The following is a 16,510-nucleotide window of genomic DNA, read 5'->3' as shown; positions in this document are numbered from 1 at the left end:
GGGGAAGGAGCGGTGCGTGAGCGAGGAGCCGGGCCGCGCGTGGACGGCCATGACACCGGGGGACTTCGACCGGGAGGCGCCGCTGCGGCTGAACGTCCGCACCGGGGGCGCCGCCGTCCCCGCCGAGCCCGACGAGTGCGGGACGGCTCCCCTCTTCGGCGACGAGGCGCCCGCCCGGCGGCCGGCGGCCCGGCCCCGGCGGCGCGACGCCACGACCCACGAGCAGGAGCGCCTGTTCTGACCGGCGGCCCGTGCGGTCCCGGACCGGCGCCCGCTCAGTGGCGGCCCGTGAACCGCAGGACCAGCAGGGCCACGTCGTCGGTGCGCTGCCCGGCCGTGCCGGATGTCCGCAGCAGGGTGTCGACCAGCGCGTCCAGGTCCCGGTCGTCGGCGCGGTCCAGCTCCTGGGCGAGCTGGTTCATGGAGTCCTCGAAGTCGACGCCCGGCGTCTCGATGAGCCCGTCCGTGTAGAAGGCGAGCGTCATCCCCGGCACGAGCGGGATCCGCGTGACGGGGAAGTCGGCGTCGGGGTCGACCCCCAGGAGCGGTCCCGGCGGTACGTCGAGGGGCCGGGTGGCGTGGCCCGGCAGCCGCAGCAGGGGCGGCGGATGGCCGGCACTGGCCAGCGAGACCCGCCCCCCGGCGAGGTCGAGACGGGCGTAGAGGCAGCTGGTGAACAGGTCGGGGGCGAGGTCGGTGAGGAGCCGGTTGACTCCGGCGAGGACCCGGTCCGGGGGAGCACCGAGGGCGGTGTGGGCGTGCACGCCGATGCGGACCTGCCCCATCAGCGCGGCGGCGGCGACGTTGTGGCCCTGCACGTCGCCGATGACGGCGGCCGCGTCGGCGCCGTCGAGGCGGATCAGGTCGTAGAAGTCCCCGCCGATGTCCATGCCGTGGGTGGCGGGCAGATAGCGGGCGGCGACCCGCAGACCGTCGATCGAGGGCAGCGTGCGCGGGAGCAGCGCCTGCTGGAGGCCGTGCGCGACGTCGTGCTTGGTGTCGTACAGCCGGGCCCGGTCCAGGGCCTGCGCGACGAGTCCGGCGAGCGAGGTCAGCACGGCGCGTTCCGTGGCCGGGAAGTCGTGCGGGTGCTCGTAGGACAGGACGCAGATGCCGACCGCGCGGCCCGAGAGGGTCAGCGGCAGGAAGGCCCAGGCCTGTTTGCCGCTGATTTTCGGCCCCTCGGGGTAGACACGCCGCATCTCCTCCGGGTCCGGGAAGAACGCCGGGATGCCGCTCTCCAGGGCCTGCCCCGCCGGGGTGAGCCCCGTGTCCAGCGGCAGCGCGTCGAGGCGCTCGATGGTCCGCGGCGCGTAGCCGCGGTGCCCGATGATCCGCAGCCGGCCGGCCTCGGCGGTGGACAGCACCAGTCCCTGGGCGCCGAAGGCGGGCATGATCTGGTTGGCGACCAGGTCGACCACGTCCTGGACGCCGACGACCTCGGTGAGCGCCGCCGCCAGATGCGTGAGCTGGTAGAGCTGCCCCATCCGGGCCGGCGCGGCGCTCACCACCTGGCGGGGCGCCGACACGACCGGAGCCTGCTCGCCGACGGCGACGATCCGGACGCTGATGCCGCTGGCGTCCGGGTAGAGGTGGAACTCCAGCCACTGGCCGGGTGGCCGGCAGGCGGTGAAGGAGACGGGGACGCGGCTGAGCACCGCGGCGCGGTAGCGGTCCTCGTAGGTGGGGTCGTCGAGCCAGCGCAGCGACTGCCACGGCAGTGTGCCCAGCAGTTCGCCGGCGTCGCGCCCGAGCAGTTCGCACGCTCCGGAGCTGAGGTAGGTGAAGCGGCCCTCCAGGTCCAGGGCACAGCTGCCGCCGGGCAGCCGTTCCACGAAGTCGGCCGCCGCCATCGCGGGTCCGGCGGCCCGGCGCCCGACCCCTGCGGGCAGGACCCGCGGCCCGCCGGCACCGGCCCGCGGCCCGCCGCGCCCGACGGCCTCCTCGAGCAGCCGCGCCAGCCGCCGGCAGCTCGACATGATGTTCCCCCGCTCGCGCCCGGTCATGTACGGGGGACGGGTGGTCGGCCACATCAGCAGCAGGGCTCCCCAGCGGCGGACGCCGGTGACCGGCGCGGCGGCCAGGGCCAGCGGATAGGGGAGTGCCATCGCGGTGCGCGGATAGGACCGTGCCATCTCGCTCTGGCTGCCCACCCACACCATGCGCCCCTCGCGGACCGCGTCGGCCACCGGCGCCGGAGCCGCCGTCGACACGCGCGTCCACGGTTCGGCCAGCCCGGCGGGCGCCCCGCACAGCACGTCCAGGGAGAGCACCTGTTCGTCGGGGGAGAGCAGGTAGAGGGCGCCGATCGACGCGCCGGTGCGGCGTACGGTCTCGACGAACGCGGCGTCCAGACCGTCGGCGGCCGGATCACCCGGGTCGGTCACGAGGCACCTCCAGCGTCGCAGGGGAGCCTTCCGCACCGCCGCGGGCGACCACCGGCTCCACGCGCGGTGCGGCACAACCCCGCAGGACGTGCCGCACCTCTCCCACCAAGGACGCTACGCCGATCCGGGACGCTCGGCACGCCCCCACCGGGGCCTCATCCGAGGACGGCGAGCGCCTCCAGCAGCCGGTCCACGTCCTCGGCGGAGCTGTACGGCGCCAGCCCGACCCGTACCCCGCCCTCGGCCCCCAGCCCGAGGTGGCGGGACGCCTCCAGCGCGTAGAACGAACCGGCCGGCGCGTCCACCCCGTGCCCGGCGAGATACCGGGAGACGTCCGCCGGGCGTCGGCCCGCCACCGTGAACAGCAGCGTCGGGGTGCGCCGCGCGGCCCGCGAGTACACCGTCACCCCGCCGACCCCCGCGAGTCCGGCCTCCAGGCGCTCCCGCAGCGCCTCCTCGTGGGCCTCCACCGCCGCGAAGGAGGCGACCAGCCGCGCCCGGCGGTCGTCGCCCCCGGTGCCCGGCACCAGTGCGGCGAGGACGTCCACGGCGGCCCGGACCCCGGCCAGCAGCTCGTACGGCAGCGTGCCCAGCTCGAAGCGCTCGGGAACGGTGTCGGCGGACGGCAGCAGCTTGTCCGGCCGCAGGGACTCCAGCAGGGCCGCCCGGCCGGTGAGGACGCCGAGGTGCGGACCGAGGAACTTGTACGGCGAGCACACCAGCGTGTCCGCGCCGAGCGCGGCGAGGTCGACGGTGGCGTGCGAGGCGTAGTGCACGGCGTCGACGTGCAGCAGCGCGCCCGCCCGGTGGGCGAGTTCGGCGACGGCCGGGATGTCGGGGCGGGTGCCCAGGAGGTTGGACGCCGCGGTGACCGCCACCAGCCGGGTGCGCGGGGACAGCACCTCCCCGATCCGCTCCGGGGCCAGTTCACCCGTTCCCGGGTCGAAGTCCGCCCGGCGCACGGTCGCGCCCACCGCCTCCGCGGCCTGGATCCAGGGCCGTATGTTGGCGTCGTGGTCGAGCCGGGTGACCACCACCTCGTCACCGGGGCCCCAGGTCCTGGCCAGGGTGCGCGCGAGGTCGTAGGTGAGCTGGGTGGCGCTGCGGCCGAACACGACGGTGCCCGGGTCGGTGCCGAGCAGGTCGCCCATCGCCCGGCGGGCCGCCAGCACGATGTCCTCGGCGTTGCGCTCGCCCTCCGTGACGTGCCCCCGGTTGGCCAGCGGGTGCGCCAGGGCCTCGGCCATGGCGTCGATCACCGGCTGCGGGGTCTGGGTGCCGCCGGGCGCGTCGAAACGGGCCGTACCGGACTTCAGGGCGGGGATCAGCGCGCGGATCGCGTCGACGTCGAGGTGCATGCGTACTCCTGCGGGGTGGAGGGACGGACGGGCCGGGGCGCGCTCCCGGCCGGGACCGGGAACCCCCGGGCATGATCGCAGCCCTCCCGGCGCCGGGGGCGCGCACCCGGCGTGATCGCGGCCCTCCCGGGGGAGGCGGCGGGCACGCGCACAAAAATCCGGGCGGGACCGTGGTGTGCGGATCCGTTTCCTGGGCACACGTGCTTCGTGTGAGGCGGGGCGGTGCGCCTGGGGAGGTCTGCACCGCCCCGCCCGACTTGCCCGAGCCCGTCCGCCGCGTCGCCCGGACCGGCCCGCCGCCGAGGAACGGCGGTCCGGGCGAGGCCGGCCGTGCCGGACCGGCGCGACAGCCGCGCGGCGTCCCGAAGGCCGCACCGACCGCGTGCGCCGCGAGGTCCGCCGGACCGGCGGCGAGCGGCAGCGCCCGCTCCTCCCGCCCCGGACCGCGCGCTGTCGTGCGCGTCATGCCGCTTCCCCCCCCATGCCCGAGTGCTTTCGCCGTCAAGGCATCTCCGGGCGTGGCTCTGCGCCGGTACCACCCGGACCGGCCGTCCCCGCCGCCGCTCGTGCGCGCGTCCGGATCGGCCGCCCCCTGCCGCACGTGCGTACCGCGGGGACGGCCGCGAGAGCGTCAGCCGGGGAAGCGGCCCGTGGAACGCAGGTGCCAGCGGCGTTCCGCGTAGGCCAGGTCGTCGCGCCACAGGCGTCCGGCGGCCACCCGCATGAGCGGCCGCAGCAGCGGCGTCACCGTACGGGCCACGGCGAATCCCGGCCGGTCCGAGGCCGCCACGATCGCCTCGACGACCGCGGTCCGCGGCCGGCCCCGGTCGTCGGGGCCGAGGGGCGTCGCGTGCGTCTCGACGACCGACCCCCGGCCCTCGCCCTCCGTGATGTGCATGACGACCGTGCGCGGTTCGGGCGCCGTGAACACCGCCCGGACCGGCACGACCAGCCGTCCGGCGAGCTTGAAGGAGACGTCCACCGTGAAACCGTCCCCGTCCGCCGCCGCGCCGGCGTCGTCCTCGACCACGGCCAGGTCGACGAACGAGTACGGGTGGAACCAGGCCCCGTGCCACGGGTCCAGCCGGTTGGCGACGACGTCCTCCGGCTCGCACGTACCGACGCCCGTGTAGACCGCGGACACGGCGCCCGACAGGGCCGGCCGGACCGGCACCACCGGCGCCGCCAGCGGCGGCTCGCCGCCCACGTCGTCCAGCCGTACCCACACCAGCACGCCGTCGTCGTGCACGGGCAGCGGTTCCCAGCCCGCGAACGGACCGCCCCGCAGCGCCAGCCCGTGCCAGTGGCAGACCAGGGTGCCGCAGCGCACCGGACTGTCCCGCAGCGGTGCGCCCAGGTGGGGGCAGACACCGGGTCCGGCGACCAGCCGGCCCTCGGCGTCGCGCCAGACGACCACCTCCCGCCCGGCGACCGTGCGCGCGAGGGGACGGTCGTCACGGACGTCCAGGGTGGCGCCCACGACGTACCAGTTGCCGGACGGGCGTGCCTGCGCCCGCTTCAGCGCCCGCGCGATCACGGCGGGCCGCGCCTCGCGCCACGTCGGGCGCTGCCGCTCCCAGGACACCGGATTCCTGCGCAGTGACAGCGGGAACCGTCGTTCGCGCCTGCCCGGACGGTCGGGGCTCATGCGACCTCCTCGTGCTCACGTTCCGGCGCGTGCGGTGTGCCGTGCGTGCCGGGCAGCCCGGCGGGCGGCCGCGGCGGACCGGGCGGAGCCTTCCGCCGGGCCGCGGCACGGGCGGCCGCCACGCGGACCAGACCGTCGAGGGCCACCGCGGCACGCCGCCTGCGGGGCACCACGGCACGGCGGTGGACGACCGCGTACCCGTCGTCGGCGACGGAGTCCAGGATCCCGCCGTACAGCACGAACGCCGTGCGGATGCACGGACGGGCCACCGGGTCGAGCATGGCGAGCCCCGGCGCCGCCTCGCGGTACACCCCCCGCGTCAGGTCCTCGAACGCCCTGAGCGCCTCGGTGATGCGGGGGTCCCGTCGCCCGGTGCGGCGGGACCACCGGAGCAGGTCCCGGTCGACACCGTGGCCCGCCAGCAGGTCGGCGGGCAGGTAGACGCGGCCCCGGTCGAGGTCCTCGCCCACGTCGCGCAGGAAGTTGGTCAGCTGGAAGGCGACGCCGAGGGCGGCCGCGTGCGGGGCCGCCTCCTCGCGCGGGACGACGGTCCCCAGCACCGGCAGCATCTGCAGTCCGATCACGGCCGCCGAGCCGTGCATGTACGCGCGCAGCTCGTCGTAGGTCGCGTAGTCGGTGACCGAGAGGTCGCTGCGCATGGCGTCCATGAAGTCGCGGAAGTACCCGTGGGGGATGCCGTACCGGCGGGCCGTGTCGGCGAGGGCGAGGACGACCGGGTCGTCGCTGCCGCCGCCGCGCAGACCCCGCTCCAGCCCCTCCTGGAGGGCGGCGAGCGCGGACGCGCGGCGGTGCGGCGGGACGTCGGTCTCCAGCGAGTCGACGATGTCGTCGGCCCAGCGCGCGAAACCGTACAGGGCGTGCACGGCCGGACGCCGTTCCACCGGCAGCAGCCGGGTGGCCAGGAAGTACGTCTTTCCGTGCCGGGCGTTGAGCACGCGGCAGCGCGTGTAGGCGGCGCGCAGGGCCGGCTCGGCGATGCCCGCCGCGTCCAGTTCGCGGGCGGTCATGACGGGGTTCCTTCCGGGGTGACGAGCGCGGAACGCCCGCGCCGGGAGGGCGGGGCCGCGGCCGTGCGGCCGGTGACGCGGGCCGCGGCGAGCTTGCCCGACAGCAGGACGGTCGGCACGCCGACGCCCGGAGTGGTCCCGCAGCCCGCGAGCACGACGTTGTCGGTGCCGCGGACGAGGTTGCGCGGGCGGAACGGGCCGGTCTGGGCGAAGGTGTGGGCGGCCGAGAAGGGCGTGCCCGCCGCGTGCCCCTGGGCGTGCCAGTCGGCCGGCGTGACCAGGGTCTCGTCCTCGACGGCCGCGGCGATCCCGGTGAACCCGCGCCGCTCCAGTTCCCGCAGCACGCTGTCCCGGTAGCGCGGGCCCAGCTCGCCCCAGGCGGCGGCGTCCGGTCCGATGTCCGTGTTCGGGCAGGGGGCCAGCACGTAGTGCAGGTGCCGGCCGGGCGGGGCGAGGGACGGGTCGGTGGCGGTGGGCCGGGTGATCAGCAGCGACGGATCGCTCATCAGCTCACCCGTACGGGTGAGTTCGTCGAAGGTGCGGTGCCAGGCGGCACCGAAGGAGAGCGTGTGGTGCGCGAGCTCGGGCCACGTCCGGTCGGTCCCGGCGTGCAGCACGACGGCCGACGGCGCGTGGGTGATCCGCAGGGGACGGCGGGGCGTCCGGCCGAGCAGCCGGTAGGCGACCGGCAGTTCCGGGGTGAGGACCACGGCGTCGCAGGCGATGCGCTCGTCCGCGGTGACGACGGCGGTGACACGGCTGCCGGAGCGCTCCAGCCGGACGACGTCCTGTCCGAACCGCAGGTCGGCGCCGGCCCGCGCGGCGGCGTCGGCCATGGCGCGCGGCACCGCGTGCATGCCGCCGCGCGGGAAGTACACGCCGGCGACGGTGTCCATGTAGGCGATGACCGCGTACGCGGCGAGGGCGCGGGCCGGCGGGACGCCCGCGTACAGCGCCTGGAAGGAGAAGACCCGGCGCAGCCGTTCGTCGCGCAGATGGCGGCCGATGCGCGCGTCGAGCCGGCCGAAGCCGCCCAGCGCGGCGAGCCGGGCCAGGTCGGGCGTCAGCAACTGGAGGGGCGAGTCGAAGTTGGCGTCGATGAACCGCCGCATCTGCGCCCGGTAGAGCTGCTCCAGCCAGTGGCGCAGCCCGCGGTACCCGGCGGCCTCCCCGGGCCCCGCGAAGCGCTCGACCTCCGCTTCCATCGCGTCCGCGTCGGTGTGCACGTCGATGCGGCTGCCGTCGGCGAACAGGGCCCGGTAGGCGGGGTGCAGGGGGATCAGGTCGACGTTGTCGCGCAGGTTCTCGCCGACCGCCGCGAAGGCCTCGTCGGCCAGGTCGGGCATGGTCAGGACGGTCGGACCGGTGTCGACGCGGTAGCCGCCGCGCGTCAGGAGCCCCGCGCGTCCGCCCGGCAGCGCGTCGCGTTCGACGATCGTGACGCGGCGGCCGGCGCCCAGCAGGTGGAGCGCGGCCGACAGGCCGGAGAGTCCGGCGCCGACCACGACGACGTGGTCGGTGCGTCCGGGAACGGTCCTCATCGTGGGGCCCCTTCGGTGAGCAGCAGCGGGACGGTCATGCCCCCGTCAGGGGGAGGGGGTACGTCGTGGTCCGGGGCGGCCGGGCCGTCCCACGGACCGGCCGAAGCGGACGCCGGCGGTGCGGGGGGCGCGGCCGGGGACGTACCGGCGGTGGCGTGGAACAGCCCCGTCAGGCGCCGCCTCGCCACGGGGTCGAGCACGACCGAGTCGAGGTGGCGCATTCCCTGGGCCACCAGCCGCTCGATCTTCGCCTCGACGGTGTCGCGCGCCCCGACGGCGACGAGGACGTCGCGGACCTCGGCGAGACCGCTGTCGGGCAGGTCCGCCCGGCCGACGGACCGGCGCAGCACCGCGAGGGCGCCGCGGTCGCGGTCCGCCTCCGCGCGGGCCTGGGCCACGGCCATGAGGTAGGTGGGCCGGCCCGCCCGGATGTCACCGCCGACCGGTTTGCCGGTCCGGCGGTCGCCGCCGAACGCGTCGAGGAGGTCGTCGCGCAGCTGGAAGGCGATGCCCACGCAGCGGCCCGCCGAGCACAGCGCCCCGGTCCGCGCGGAGTCGGCGCCCGCCAGCGCGGCGCCCAGGGCCAGCGGACGCTCCACCGAGTACAGGGCGCTCTTGAGGCACGCGGCGCGGATCGCCCGCGCGAGGGAACGCGAGGACGTGGCCTGCCCCTGTACGTCCAGGTACTGGCCGGCCACCATCTCGGTGCGCATCGCGCTCCACACCTCGCGCACCGCGCGGGCGGTGGCCACGGGTGCCTCGGTCGCCGCGACGACGTCGTCCGCCCACGCCAGGGCCAGGTCCCCGGCGAGGATCGCGGCGGCCTCGCCGAACCGGGGGCCCTGGGCGGAGGGCACGGTGCCGGCGTACTGGGCGGTGACGTCCGCGTGCAGGGCGGGCCGGCCGCGGCGGAACGCCGAGCCGTCCATCACGTCGTCGTGGATCAGCGCGCACGTCTGGATCAGTTCGAGCGCGGCGCCGACGCGCAGCGCGCTCTCCGCCTCGCCCGCCCCTCCGCCGCAGGCGCGCAGCGCCCACCACACGAACCGGGGCCGCATCCGTTTGCCGCCGTCCAGGGTGAAGCGCCTGACGCGTTCGGCGAGGTCCCGCGCGAACACGGGGTCCAGCGCGGCGGCCTGGTCCGCGCGCTCTGCCAGGAGATGGTCGAGGAGACGTCCCACGACTCCGGGTACGTCGTCGTCGAGGGCGGACAGGTCGCTGACGTCCAGCGGGAAACGGGCGGGCATGGCGCCTTCCGGTCGGCTGTCGGGGGAGGGGCCGCGATCGGCGCGCCCCGGCCGGGTCACCGTCGGACCCGGCCGGGGCGCGCGGGAAGCGCCGGACGGTGTGTCCGCCGCGGAGTCGTGTCTCGCGGTGCTGGGGCGCATGCCGGTTGCTCCCGTCGTGATCGCAGTGGGCCCTGACTTCAAGTCATTCCGCGCCGGGGCCGGTCATGGATGCGCCAGACGAGCGACTCGCGGACCGATTCCGTTCCGCTTCCGTTCCGCCCCGGAGGGACGGGAGGGGGGCGGGCCGGCGGAAGCGCGCACGAAAACGACGCAAAGACGCTGCGAGTTGTTGCGACGGTTCATCGCTCCGCATGGTGAAGGAACCAAGGTCGCTCCGAGCGACCCCGGGTCCCCGGCCTCCGCGGGTGCGGACGGCCGGCACCGGCGGGGCCCGGACGAGAAGCGGACGACCGCCCGCACGAGGAGCAGCCATCATGACGGCACAGCAGGTCACCGAGCGGACCCTTCCGGCGACGGCGGGCCCCGCCCAGGACTTCTTCACCGACGACGAACTGGCGGCGGGCTTCATCAGGGGTGACGAAGCCTGTCTGGCCGCCGCCTACCACCGCTGGGGACTCCTGGTCCACACGCTGGCACGCCGCAGTCTGGGCGACGCCCGGGAGGCGGAGGACGTGACACAGACGGTGTTCCTGGCCGCCTGGCGCGGCCGCTCCGGGTTCCGGCCCGAGCGCGGCCCGCTGTCGGCGTGGCTGGTCGGCATCACCCGGCGCAAGATCGCCGACGCCCTGTCGGCGCGGACCCGGCGGGCCGATCTCGTCGCGGCGGCGGGAGCGCGGCTGTCCGTCACCACCGACGACCGGCACGGCCAGCCCGACGCCGTGCTCGACCGCGTCGTGCTCACCCACGAACTGGCGAGGCTGCCCGCTCCGCAGCGCCGCGTCCTCACCCTCGCCTTCTACTGCGACCTGACCCAGAGCCAGATCGCCGAGCTGACGGGCTGGCCCCTGGGCACCGTCAAGAGCCACGCGCGCCGCGGGCTGCACCGGCTCGGCACGCGCGTACGGGAGGAGGACCCGCAGGCCCGCGTCGGCTGATGCGGTGCACAATCGATGCGACCTCGCTGGCCGTCCCGGAAGGGGGCCTACGACCGGGTGAGCGCCACGCGGCCACCGGCGATCCGCCCGCCGCACCACACCCGCCGGTCCGTCCGCGGTGCGCCGCACGGCCGACGGTCCGGCCCGGCCTGCATCCGTCCGGCCGTCCGGAGGGGAATGCTGGGCACAGGGCCCGGACACGGGGGCCGAGCCGGACGGACAGGACAGGGAGGGCGCGACACGTGCGGGACGCGGACGTCGCCATCGTGGGCGCCGGAGCTGCCGGACTGTCCCTCGCGTACCGGCTGGCACGCGCCGACCCGGCCCGCCGCCCGCAGGTGCTCCTGTTCGAACCCCCGCCCGGCCCGCTGCGACCGCCGAGCCGCACCTGGTGCTTCTGGGAGCCGGGGCCGGGCCCCTACGACGCCGTCCTGACCGCCGCGTGGCAGCGCCTGCGGGTCCACACCCCCGAAGGGCGCACCATCGAGGACGGCATCGCGCCCCTGCGCTACAAGATGATCCGCTCCGACGACTTCGAGGCGTTCGTCGGGCGCGAACTGGCACACCGCGACCACGTACGCCGCGTCGAGGCGACCGTCGAGACGGTGGACGCGACCGCCGAAGGAGCGGAGATCCGGGCCCGCACCGCCGACGGCCGGCCGCTGACCGTGCGCGCCCGCTGGGTCTTCGACTCCCGGCCGCTCGGGAGCCTGCCGGCGGCCCGCACCACCCTGTTGCAGCACTTCCACGGCTGGTTCGTCCGCACCGCACAGCCGGTGTTCGACCCCGCGTCCGTCGACCTCATGGATTTCCGGGTCCCGCAGCCTCCGCACGGGCTGGCATTCGGCTACGTCCTGCCGACGAGCCCTCGCGAAGCACTCGTCGAGTACACGGAGTTCTCCGGCGCGCCCCTGACCCGGACGGCCTACGAGGCCGCGCTGGACCGGTACACCCGCGGCGTGCTGGGGCTCGGGGCGTTCGAGGTGACCGCGACGGAGACCGGTGTGATCCCCATGACGGACGCGCGGTTCGCGCGCCGGACCGCGCCCTCGGTCTTCCGGATCGGCGCGGCGGGCGGTGCCACCCGTCCGTCGACCGGTTACACCTTCGCCGCCGTCCAGCGTCAGACGCGGGCCGTCGCGGCAGCGCTGGCCGCCGGCCGCCACCCGCTGCCCCCCGCCCCCCACTCGGCCCGCTCCCGCGCCATGGACGCGGTGCTGCTGCGCGCCCTGGACAGCGGACGCGTCGGCGGCGCCGAGGTCTTCTCGAAGCTCTTCTCCCGGGTCCCGGCGGAGCGGCTGCTGCGCTTCCTGGACGGCGGGACCCGCCTCCACGAGGACCTCTCGGTCGGTGCGCGCACCCCCGTGCTGCCCATGCTCCGCTCCGTCCTGGACCTGTCCCGCCTGCCCCGCACCCCCTTCCCCCGCCCCTGACCGCCGGACCGGCGACGTCCGCGCGACAGCCTGACCCACGCCACCGAGGAGACCCCATGACCCTGCTGCTGCGCGACGCGGACCTGGCCGCCGCGTTCGACCATGCCGCCCGCAGCTACGACACCCTGGTGGCCGCCAATCCCGGCTACCACGCCCATCTGCGGCGCTCCGCGCGCCGCCTCGGCCTGCCGCACGGCGGGGCCGGTCTGCGCGTCCTCGACCTGGGCTGCGGCACCGGCGCCTCCACCGCCGCCCTGGCCGCCGCGTTCCCCGAGGCGCGGATCACCGCGGTGGACGCCTCCGCCGGCATGCTGGAACAGGCGGCCCGCAAACGGTGGCGGCAGGAGGTGAGCTTCGTGCACGCCCCGGCGGAACGCCTGGCGGAGGCCGGGGTCGAAGGCCCCTTCGACGCGGTCTTCGCCGCCTACCTCTTCCGCAACGCCACCGACCCGGACGCGGTGCTCGCCGCGGTGCGCGAGGCGCTCGGGCCGCGGGGCCGGCTCGCCGTCCACGAGTACACCCTCAGCGGCCGGGCCGCCCACCGCGCGGTGTGGACGGCGGTGTGCCGGGGCGTCGTCCAGCCCGTCGCCACCGTCCTCGGCGACGGCGAGCTGTACCGCCACCTCTGGCACAGCGTCGTCCGGTTCGACACGGCGGAGGCCTTCACCGAGAGGGTCCGCTCCGCCGGCTTCGAGCAGGTGCGGGCGCTGCCCCTGCCCGGCTGGCAGACCGGCATCACCCACACCGTCGTCGCCCGCCGGCCGGGCTCCGAGACGGCGGTCGGGCGATGACGGCGGCCCGCCGGTCCGAGGCGGCCCGCCGCGGCAGGGACCGCATGGCCCGCACGATCCGCCCCCGGCCGGGCGCGCCCGCGCTCACCGGTGACCACCGGCCGACCACCGCCGTGGTGGGCGGCGGCATCGCCGGCCTGGCGGCGGCGACGGCCCTGGCCGAACGGGGCGTACGCGTCACGCTCCACGAACGCGAACCCGCTCTCGGCGGACGCCTGGCCGGGTGGCCGACCGCCCTGGCCGACGGCAGCACCGTCACGATGAGCCGCGGCTTCCACGCGTTCTTCCGCCAGTACTACAACCTGCGCGGACTGCTGCGGCGCACCGATCCGGGGCTGCGCCGCCTCACGGGCCTGCCCGACTACCCGCTGCGCCACAGCAGCGGCACGCACGACAGCTTCCGGCACGTTCCGCGCACCCCGCCGTGGAGCGCGCTGGGCTTCGTCGCGCTGAGCCCCACCTTCGGCCTGCGCGACCTCGCCCGCATGAACCCGGTCGCCGCGCTGCCCCTGCTGGACGTGCGGGTACCGGACGTCTACACGCGCCTCGACGACATCAGCGCCCACGACTTCCTGGAGTCGATCCGCTTCCCCGAGGCCGCGCACCACCTCGCGTTCGAGGTGTTCTCCCGGAGCTTCTTCGCCGACCCCCGCGGCCTGTCGGCGGCGGAGATGGTGCTGATGTTCCACATCTACTTCCTCGGCTCCGCCGAGGGCCTGCTCTTCGACGTGCCCGACGAGCCCTTCCCCGCCGCGCTCTGGGACCCCCTGGCCGGCTACCTGGAGGGCCACGGCGCCGAACTGCGGACCGGTACGTCCGTCGAGGGGGTCGAACCCACCGGGGACGGCGGCTTCGTCGTGGCCGCCGCGGGCGAGGAGCGGCGGTACGACACCGTGGTCCTCGCCCTGGACACGGCCGGCCTGCGTTCCGTCGTCGCCGGTTCCCCGCGGCTGGCCGACGCCGCATGGCGCGAACGCGTGGCCGGGCTCCGCAACGCCCCGCCCTTCCTGGTCTCGCGCCTGTGGCTGGACCGTCCCGTCGCCGCCGACCGGCCCGGCTTCCTCGGCACCAGCGGCTACGGCTCCCTCGACAACGTCAGCGTGCTGGAACGCTGGGAGGGCGAGGCGGCGCGCTGGGCCGCCCGCACCGGGGGCTCCGTCGTGGAACTGCACGCGTACGCCCTGCCGGAGAGGGCCTCCCACGACGTCGAACAGCGCCGTCTGCTGGAGCAGTTGCACCGGGTGTACCCGGAGACGCGCGCGGCGCGGGTCGTCGACGCACGCCACGAGTGGCGGGCCGACTGCCCCCTGTTCCCCGTCGGGGGCTACGGTGAGCGGCCGACCGTGCGCACCACCGACCCCGGGCTGGTCGTCGCCGGCGACCTGGTCCGCACGGACCTGCCGGTGGCCCTCATGGAACGGGCGGCCACGAGCGGCTTCCTCGCCGCCAACGCCCTTCTGGAACGCTGGGGAGTCGCGGGCCAGACCCTGTGGACCGTGCCCGACCGCGGGCGGGGTGCGCTGCTGCGCGGGCTCGCACGTGCGGGCGGGGGCCGGCAGGGAGAGGTTGCGCGCGCCGTGCCGACTGCGAGACGGTTGTCGAAAGACAACATTTTCCAGCTGTAGGAATGGGGGTGGGGAAGCGCACCGCGCGTTCCCCCGCTCGTGATCTCCTCACCAGGTTCCCCCACCCGTCCCCACGGTGGCGCCGGCAGCGTCGGCGCCACCTGGAACGACGCCCCCTACCCGGTTCTCGTCATGGGACGCGGGGGCGACGTCGTCGAGATCAACGAGGCCGCCCGCTCGATCCTGCCCCGGCCCGCCGACGGCGACCGGCCGCAGCGGTCCGTACCGTCCTGGCTGTCCGACGCGCACCACAGGCTGACGCGGACGGGCACCGGCAGCTGTCCGCCGGAGCCGGCCGAGGGGACGATCGACGAGCGCACGTTCCGGGCCCATCCGACCACCGGCCCGGCCCTCGACGGCGACGTGGTGTGGTGGCTGGTCGAGGACACCGACCTCAGGCTCACCGAGCAGGCACTGAGGAGTTCACGGGAGCGGGCCGACGTCCTGGCCGAGGTCTCCGGCGTCCTGCTGTCCTCGCTCAACGTCGACCAGTGCCTGGACGCCACCGCGAGGATGGCCGCCGGCCACCTCGCGGACGCCGCCGTGGTCGTCGCACCGGCCTCGGGGCGCCGCCACGCCCTGACGTACGCCGACGACGGTGGCCCTGCCGTCCGGGTCACCCTCGAGATCGACACCGGCTCGGTCCCCGGGCTGGCCGAGGCGCTCCAGGGGTTCCCGCCCGTCCCCGCCCGCTGGATCAGCCCGGACGACATCCCGGACTGGGCGGTCTCGCCCGGCTTCACCGGGTCCATCGGCTCGGTGATCGTCGCCCCGCTGCCCGGTCACGGCGTCCCGGCCGGTGCGCTGGTCCTGCTCCGGGCCGACGGCCACCGGGCGTTCAGCGAGGGCGAGGAGGTCTTCGCGCGCCTGTTCGCCGCACGGGCGGGGGCCGCGCTGTCCGCGGCCCGTCTCTACGCCGAGCAGTCGTCCATCGCCGCGGTGCTGATGCGGGAACTCCTGCCGCCGACCGTGCGGCACGTGCACGGCGTCGGCTACGCCGGCCGGTACCGCGCCTCCCGCGACCACGAACGGATCGGCGGCGACTTCTACGACGTGCACCCCGGCGCCGACCCCTCGCAGGAGACGCTCGTGGTGCTGGGCGACGTCGCCGGCAAGGGGCTGGAGGCCGCCGCGCTGACCGGCAAGATCCGCAGCATCCTCCAGGCGCTGCTGCCGCTCGCCGGCGACCACCGACGGGTGCTCACCCTCCTCAACGGCGCCCTGCTCACCTCCCACCACACCCGGTTCGCCACCCTCGTGCTGGTGTCCGCGCGGTGCCGGGCCGGACAGGTCCACCTGCGGGTGACCAGCGCCGGCCACCTGCCCGCGCTGATCGTGCGCCGCGACGGCCAGGTGGAGGAGGTCGACACCTCCGGTCAGCTCATCGGTGCCCTCCCGCAGGTGAACGCGCGCACCGCGACGGCAGTCCTGGGCCCCGGCGAAACGTGCCTGCTGTACACCGACGGCATCACCGAGGCCCGCGGCGGTCCCCTGGGCGACCAGATGTACGGTGAGCACCGGCTGCGCGCGGCCCTGGCCGAATGCGCGAGAATGCCGGCGGAGGCGGTGGTCGAACGCGTGCAGATGCTCGCGGCACAGTGGCTGGGCGGGAGCAGGCACGACGACATGGCGGCCCTGGCCATCACCAACCCGACGAACAACCGAGGACGGCTCCACCTCGTGGACGGGCACACCGCCCGGACCCGGGACGCGCAGGACTGGACGGAGGAAGAGGGCGCATGACCGACGCGCGAACGACCGATCGCGAGGTCGCTCCGTTGCGCGAGCGGCTGTGGGCGGCGGCCGTGGACGCGGACGAGGCGGGCGCGGTCGCCGTCCTGCGCGGCGCTGCGCGCGACGGCTGGCCCGAAGAGGCGCTGCTCCTCGACGTCGTCGCCGCCGTGCAGCGACGGGTGGGCGAGGAGTGGGCCGCCAACCGGATCACGGTGGCCACCGAACACGCGGCCACCGCCGTCACCGCCGGCGCCGTGGCGGCCCTCGCCCACGACCTCCCCCGGCCCACCGGTCACCGGCCGCGGGTGACCGTGGCCTGCGTGGACGGGGAGTGGCACGCCCTGCCGGTCCGGCTGGTGGCGGAGACCCTGCGCTGTCGCGGCTGGCGGGCGGACTTCCTGGGCGCCCACGTGCCGACGCCCCACCTCGCCGCCCACCTGCACGCCACCGCGCCCGAGGCCGTCCTGCTCTCGGCGTCGCTCCCCACCCGGCTGCCCACGGTGCACGCGGCGCTCACGGCCTGCCAGTCGATCGGCGTCCCCGTCGAGTCCCTCCACCTCGGCCTGACGGTGCTCGCCGGCCACCTGTACGACTTCCCCCGCGCCCGGCGCTTCCTGAACG

Annotated in this window: 12 protein-coding genes and 1 pseudogene; 7 read left to right on the top strand and 6 right to left on the bottom strand. The window is 75.9% G+C overall.

The features are described from left to right. Positions 1-16 precede the first annotated feature (16 nt). Positions 17-241: a hypothetical protein gene (locus ACH4N1_RS22500; RefSeq protein WP_398099463.1), complete on the top strand. Its 225-nt coding sequence runs from the start codon at positions 17-19 to the stop codon at positions 239-241. A gap of 34 nt (positions 242-275) precedes the next feature. On the opposite strand, the gene ACH4N1_RS22495 is transcribed toward ACH4N1_RS22500, so the two are convergent. The 6 genes from ACH4N1_RS22495 to ACH4N1_RS22470 form a co-directional block, all read right to left on the bottom strand. After that, complete coding sequence (locus ACH4N1_RS22495; protein WP_398099461.1) at positions 276-2,387, bottom strand: SpoIIE family protein phosphatase; 2,112 nt, start codon at positions 2,385-2,387, stop codon at positions 276-278. A 155-nt stretch (positions 2,388-2,542) separates the two neighbouring features. Continuing rightward, complete coding sequence (locus tag ACH4N1_RS22490) at positions 2,543-3,745, bottom strand: cysteine desulfurase-like protein (protein WP_398099459.1); 1,203 nt, start codon at positions 3,743-3,745, stop codon at positions 2,543-2,545. 631 nt (positions 3,746-4,376) lie between these two features. Continuing rightward, positions 4,377-5,393, bottom strand: coding sequence for a DUF5914 domain-containing protein (locus ACH4N1_RS22485; protein WP_398099457.1), 1,017 nt, complete (start codon positions 5,391-5,393; stop codon positions 4,377-4,379). Then, complete coding sequence (locus ACH4N1_RS22480; protein WP_398099455.1) at positions 5,390-6,421, bottom strand: phytoene/squalene synthase family protein; 1,032 nt, start codon at positions 6,419-6,421, stop codon at positions 5,390-5,392. Before ACH4N1_RS22480 ends, ACH4N1_RS22485 begins: the two co-directional genes overlap by 4 nt. After that, positions 6,418-7,962, bottom strand: a complete 1,545-nt coding sequence (gene crtI / locus ACH4N1_RS22475) for a phytoene desaturase family protein (RefSeq protein ID WP_398099453.1) — start codon at positions 7,960-7,962, stop codon at positions 6,418-6,420. Before crtI ends, ACH4N1_RS22480 begins: the two co-directional genes overlap by 4 nt. Then, on the bottom strand, positions 7,959-9,209 hold the full coding sequence (locus ACH4N1_RS22470; RefSeq protein ID WP_398099451.1) for a polyprenyl synthetase family protein: 1,251 nt from the start codon (positions 9,207-9,209) through the stop codon (positions 7,959-7,961). Before ACH4N1_RS22470 ends, crtI begins: the two co-directional genes overlap by 4 nt. 476 nt (positions 9,210-9,685) lie before the next feature. Here ACH4N1_RS22470 and ACH4N1_RS22465 point away from each other — a divergent pair, with 476 nt between their 5' ends. The 6 genes and pseudogenes from ACH4N1_RS22465 to ACH4N1_RS22440 form a co-directional block, all read left to right on the top strand. Further along, positions 9,686-10,306 carry an RNA polymerase sigma factor gene (locus ACH4N1_RS22465; RefSeq protein ID WP_398099449.1) on the top strand — a complete coding sequence of 207 codons (621 nt, stop codon included), beginning with the start codon at positions 9,686-9,688 and terminating at the stop codon, positions 10,304-10,306. Between the two features lie 242 nt (positions 10,307-10,548). Next, positions 10,549-11,739 carry a lycopene cyclase family protein gene (locus tag ACH4N1_RS22460; protein ID WP_398099447.1) on the top strand — a complete coding sequence of 397 codons (1,191 nt, stop codon included), beginning with the start codon at positions 10,549-10,551 and terminating at the stop codon, positions 11,737-11,739. Positions 11,740-11,795: 56 nt separating this feature from the next. Further along, on the top strand, positions 11,796-12,530 hold the full coding sequence (locus ACH4N1_RS22455) for a methyltransferase domain-containing protein (protein WP_398099446.1): 735 nt from the start codon (positions 11,796-11,798) through the stop codon (positions 12,528-12,530). Between the two features lie 44 nt (positions 12,531-12,574). Next, positions 12,575-14,155, top strand: coding sequence for an FAD-dependent oxidoreductase (locus tag ACH4N1_RS22450; protein WP_398099445.1), 1,581 nt, complete (start codon positions 12,575-12,577; stop codon positions 14,153-14,155). A gap of 132 nt (positions 14,156-14,287) precedes the next feature. Further along, entirely contained in the window at positions 14,288-15,898 is a 1,611-nt protein-coding gene (locus ACH4N1_RS22445) for a PP2C family protein-serine/threonine phosphatase (protein WP_398099573.1), read from the top strand. Next, positions 15,895-16,434: pseudogene (locus tag ACH4N1_RS22440) on the top strand (B12-binding domain-containing protein); the annotation flags it as partial. The gene ACH4N1_RS22445 and the pseudogene ACH4N1_RS22440, both read left to right, overlap by 4 nt. Positions 16,435-16,510 lie beyond the last annotated feature (76 nt).

Source organism: Streptomyces sp. NPDC017202, from assembly GCF_044331705.1.
Lineage (GTDB): Bacteria > Actinomycetota > Actinomycetes > Streptomycetales > Streptomycetaceae > Streptomyces.
Note: the sequence above shows the minus strand (reverse complement) of the source record. Positions and strands in the feature narration are given on the sequence as shown.

What these genes read in the sequence shown, in the direction of transcription:
- ACH4N1_RS22490 (WP_398099459.1), bottom strand. Translation starts at nt 3,745, where the DNA reads ATGCACCTCGACGTCGACGCGATCCGCGCGCTGATCCCCGCCCTGAAG.
- ACH4N1_RS22485 (WP_398099457.1), bottom strand. Translation starts at nt 5,393, where the DNA reads ATGAGCCCCGACCGTCCGGGCAGGCGCGAACGACGGTTCCCGCTGTCA.
- ACH4N1_RS22480 (WP_398099455.1), bottom strand. Translation starts at nt 6,421, where the DNA reads ATGACCGCCCGCGAACTGGACGCGGCGGGCATCGCCGAGCCGGCCCTG.
- crtI (WP_398099453.1), bottom strand. Translation starts at nt 7,962, where the DNA reads ATGAGGACCGTTCCCGGACGCACCGACCACGTCGTCGTGGTCGGCGCC.
- ACH4N1_RS22470 (WP_398099451.1), bottom strand. Translation starts at nt 9,209, where the DNA reads ATGCCCGCCCGTTTCCCGCTGGACGTCAGCGACCTGTCCGCCCTCGAC.
- ACH4N1_RS22465 (WP_398099449.1), top strand. Translation starts at nt 9,686, where the DNA reads ATGACGGCACAGCAGGTCACCGAGCGGACCCTTCCGGCGACGGCGGGC.
- ACH4N1_RS22455 (WP_398099446.1), top strand. Translation starts at nt 11,796, where the DNA reads ATGACCCTGCTGCTGCGCGACGCGGACCTGGCCGCCGCGTTCGACCAT.
- ACH4N1_RS22450 (WP_398099445.1), top strand. Translation starts at nt 12,575, where the DNA reads ATGGCCCGCACGATCCGCCCCCGGCCGGGCGCGCCCGCGCTCACCGGT.
- ACH4N1_RS22445 (WP_398099573.1), top strand. Translation starts at nt 14,288, where the DNA reads ATGGGACGCGGGGGCGACGTCGTCGAGATCAACGAGGCCGCCCGCTCG.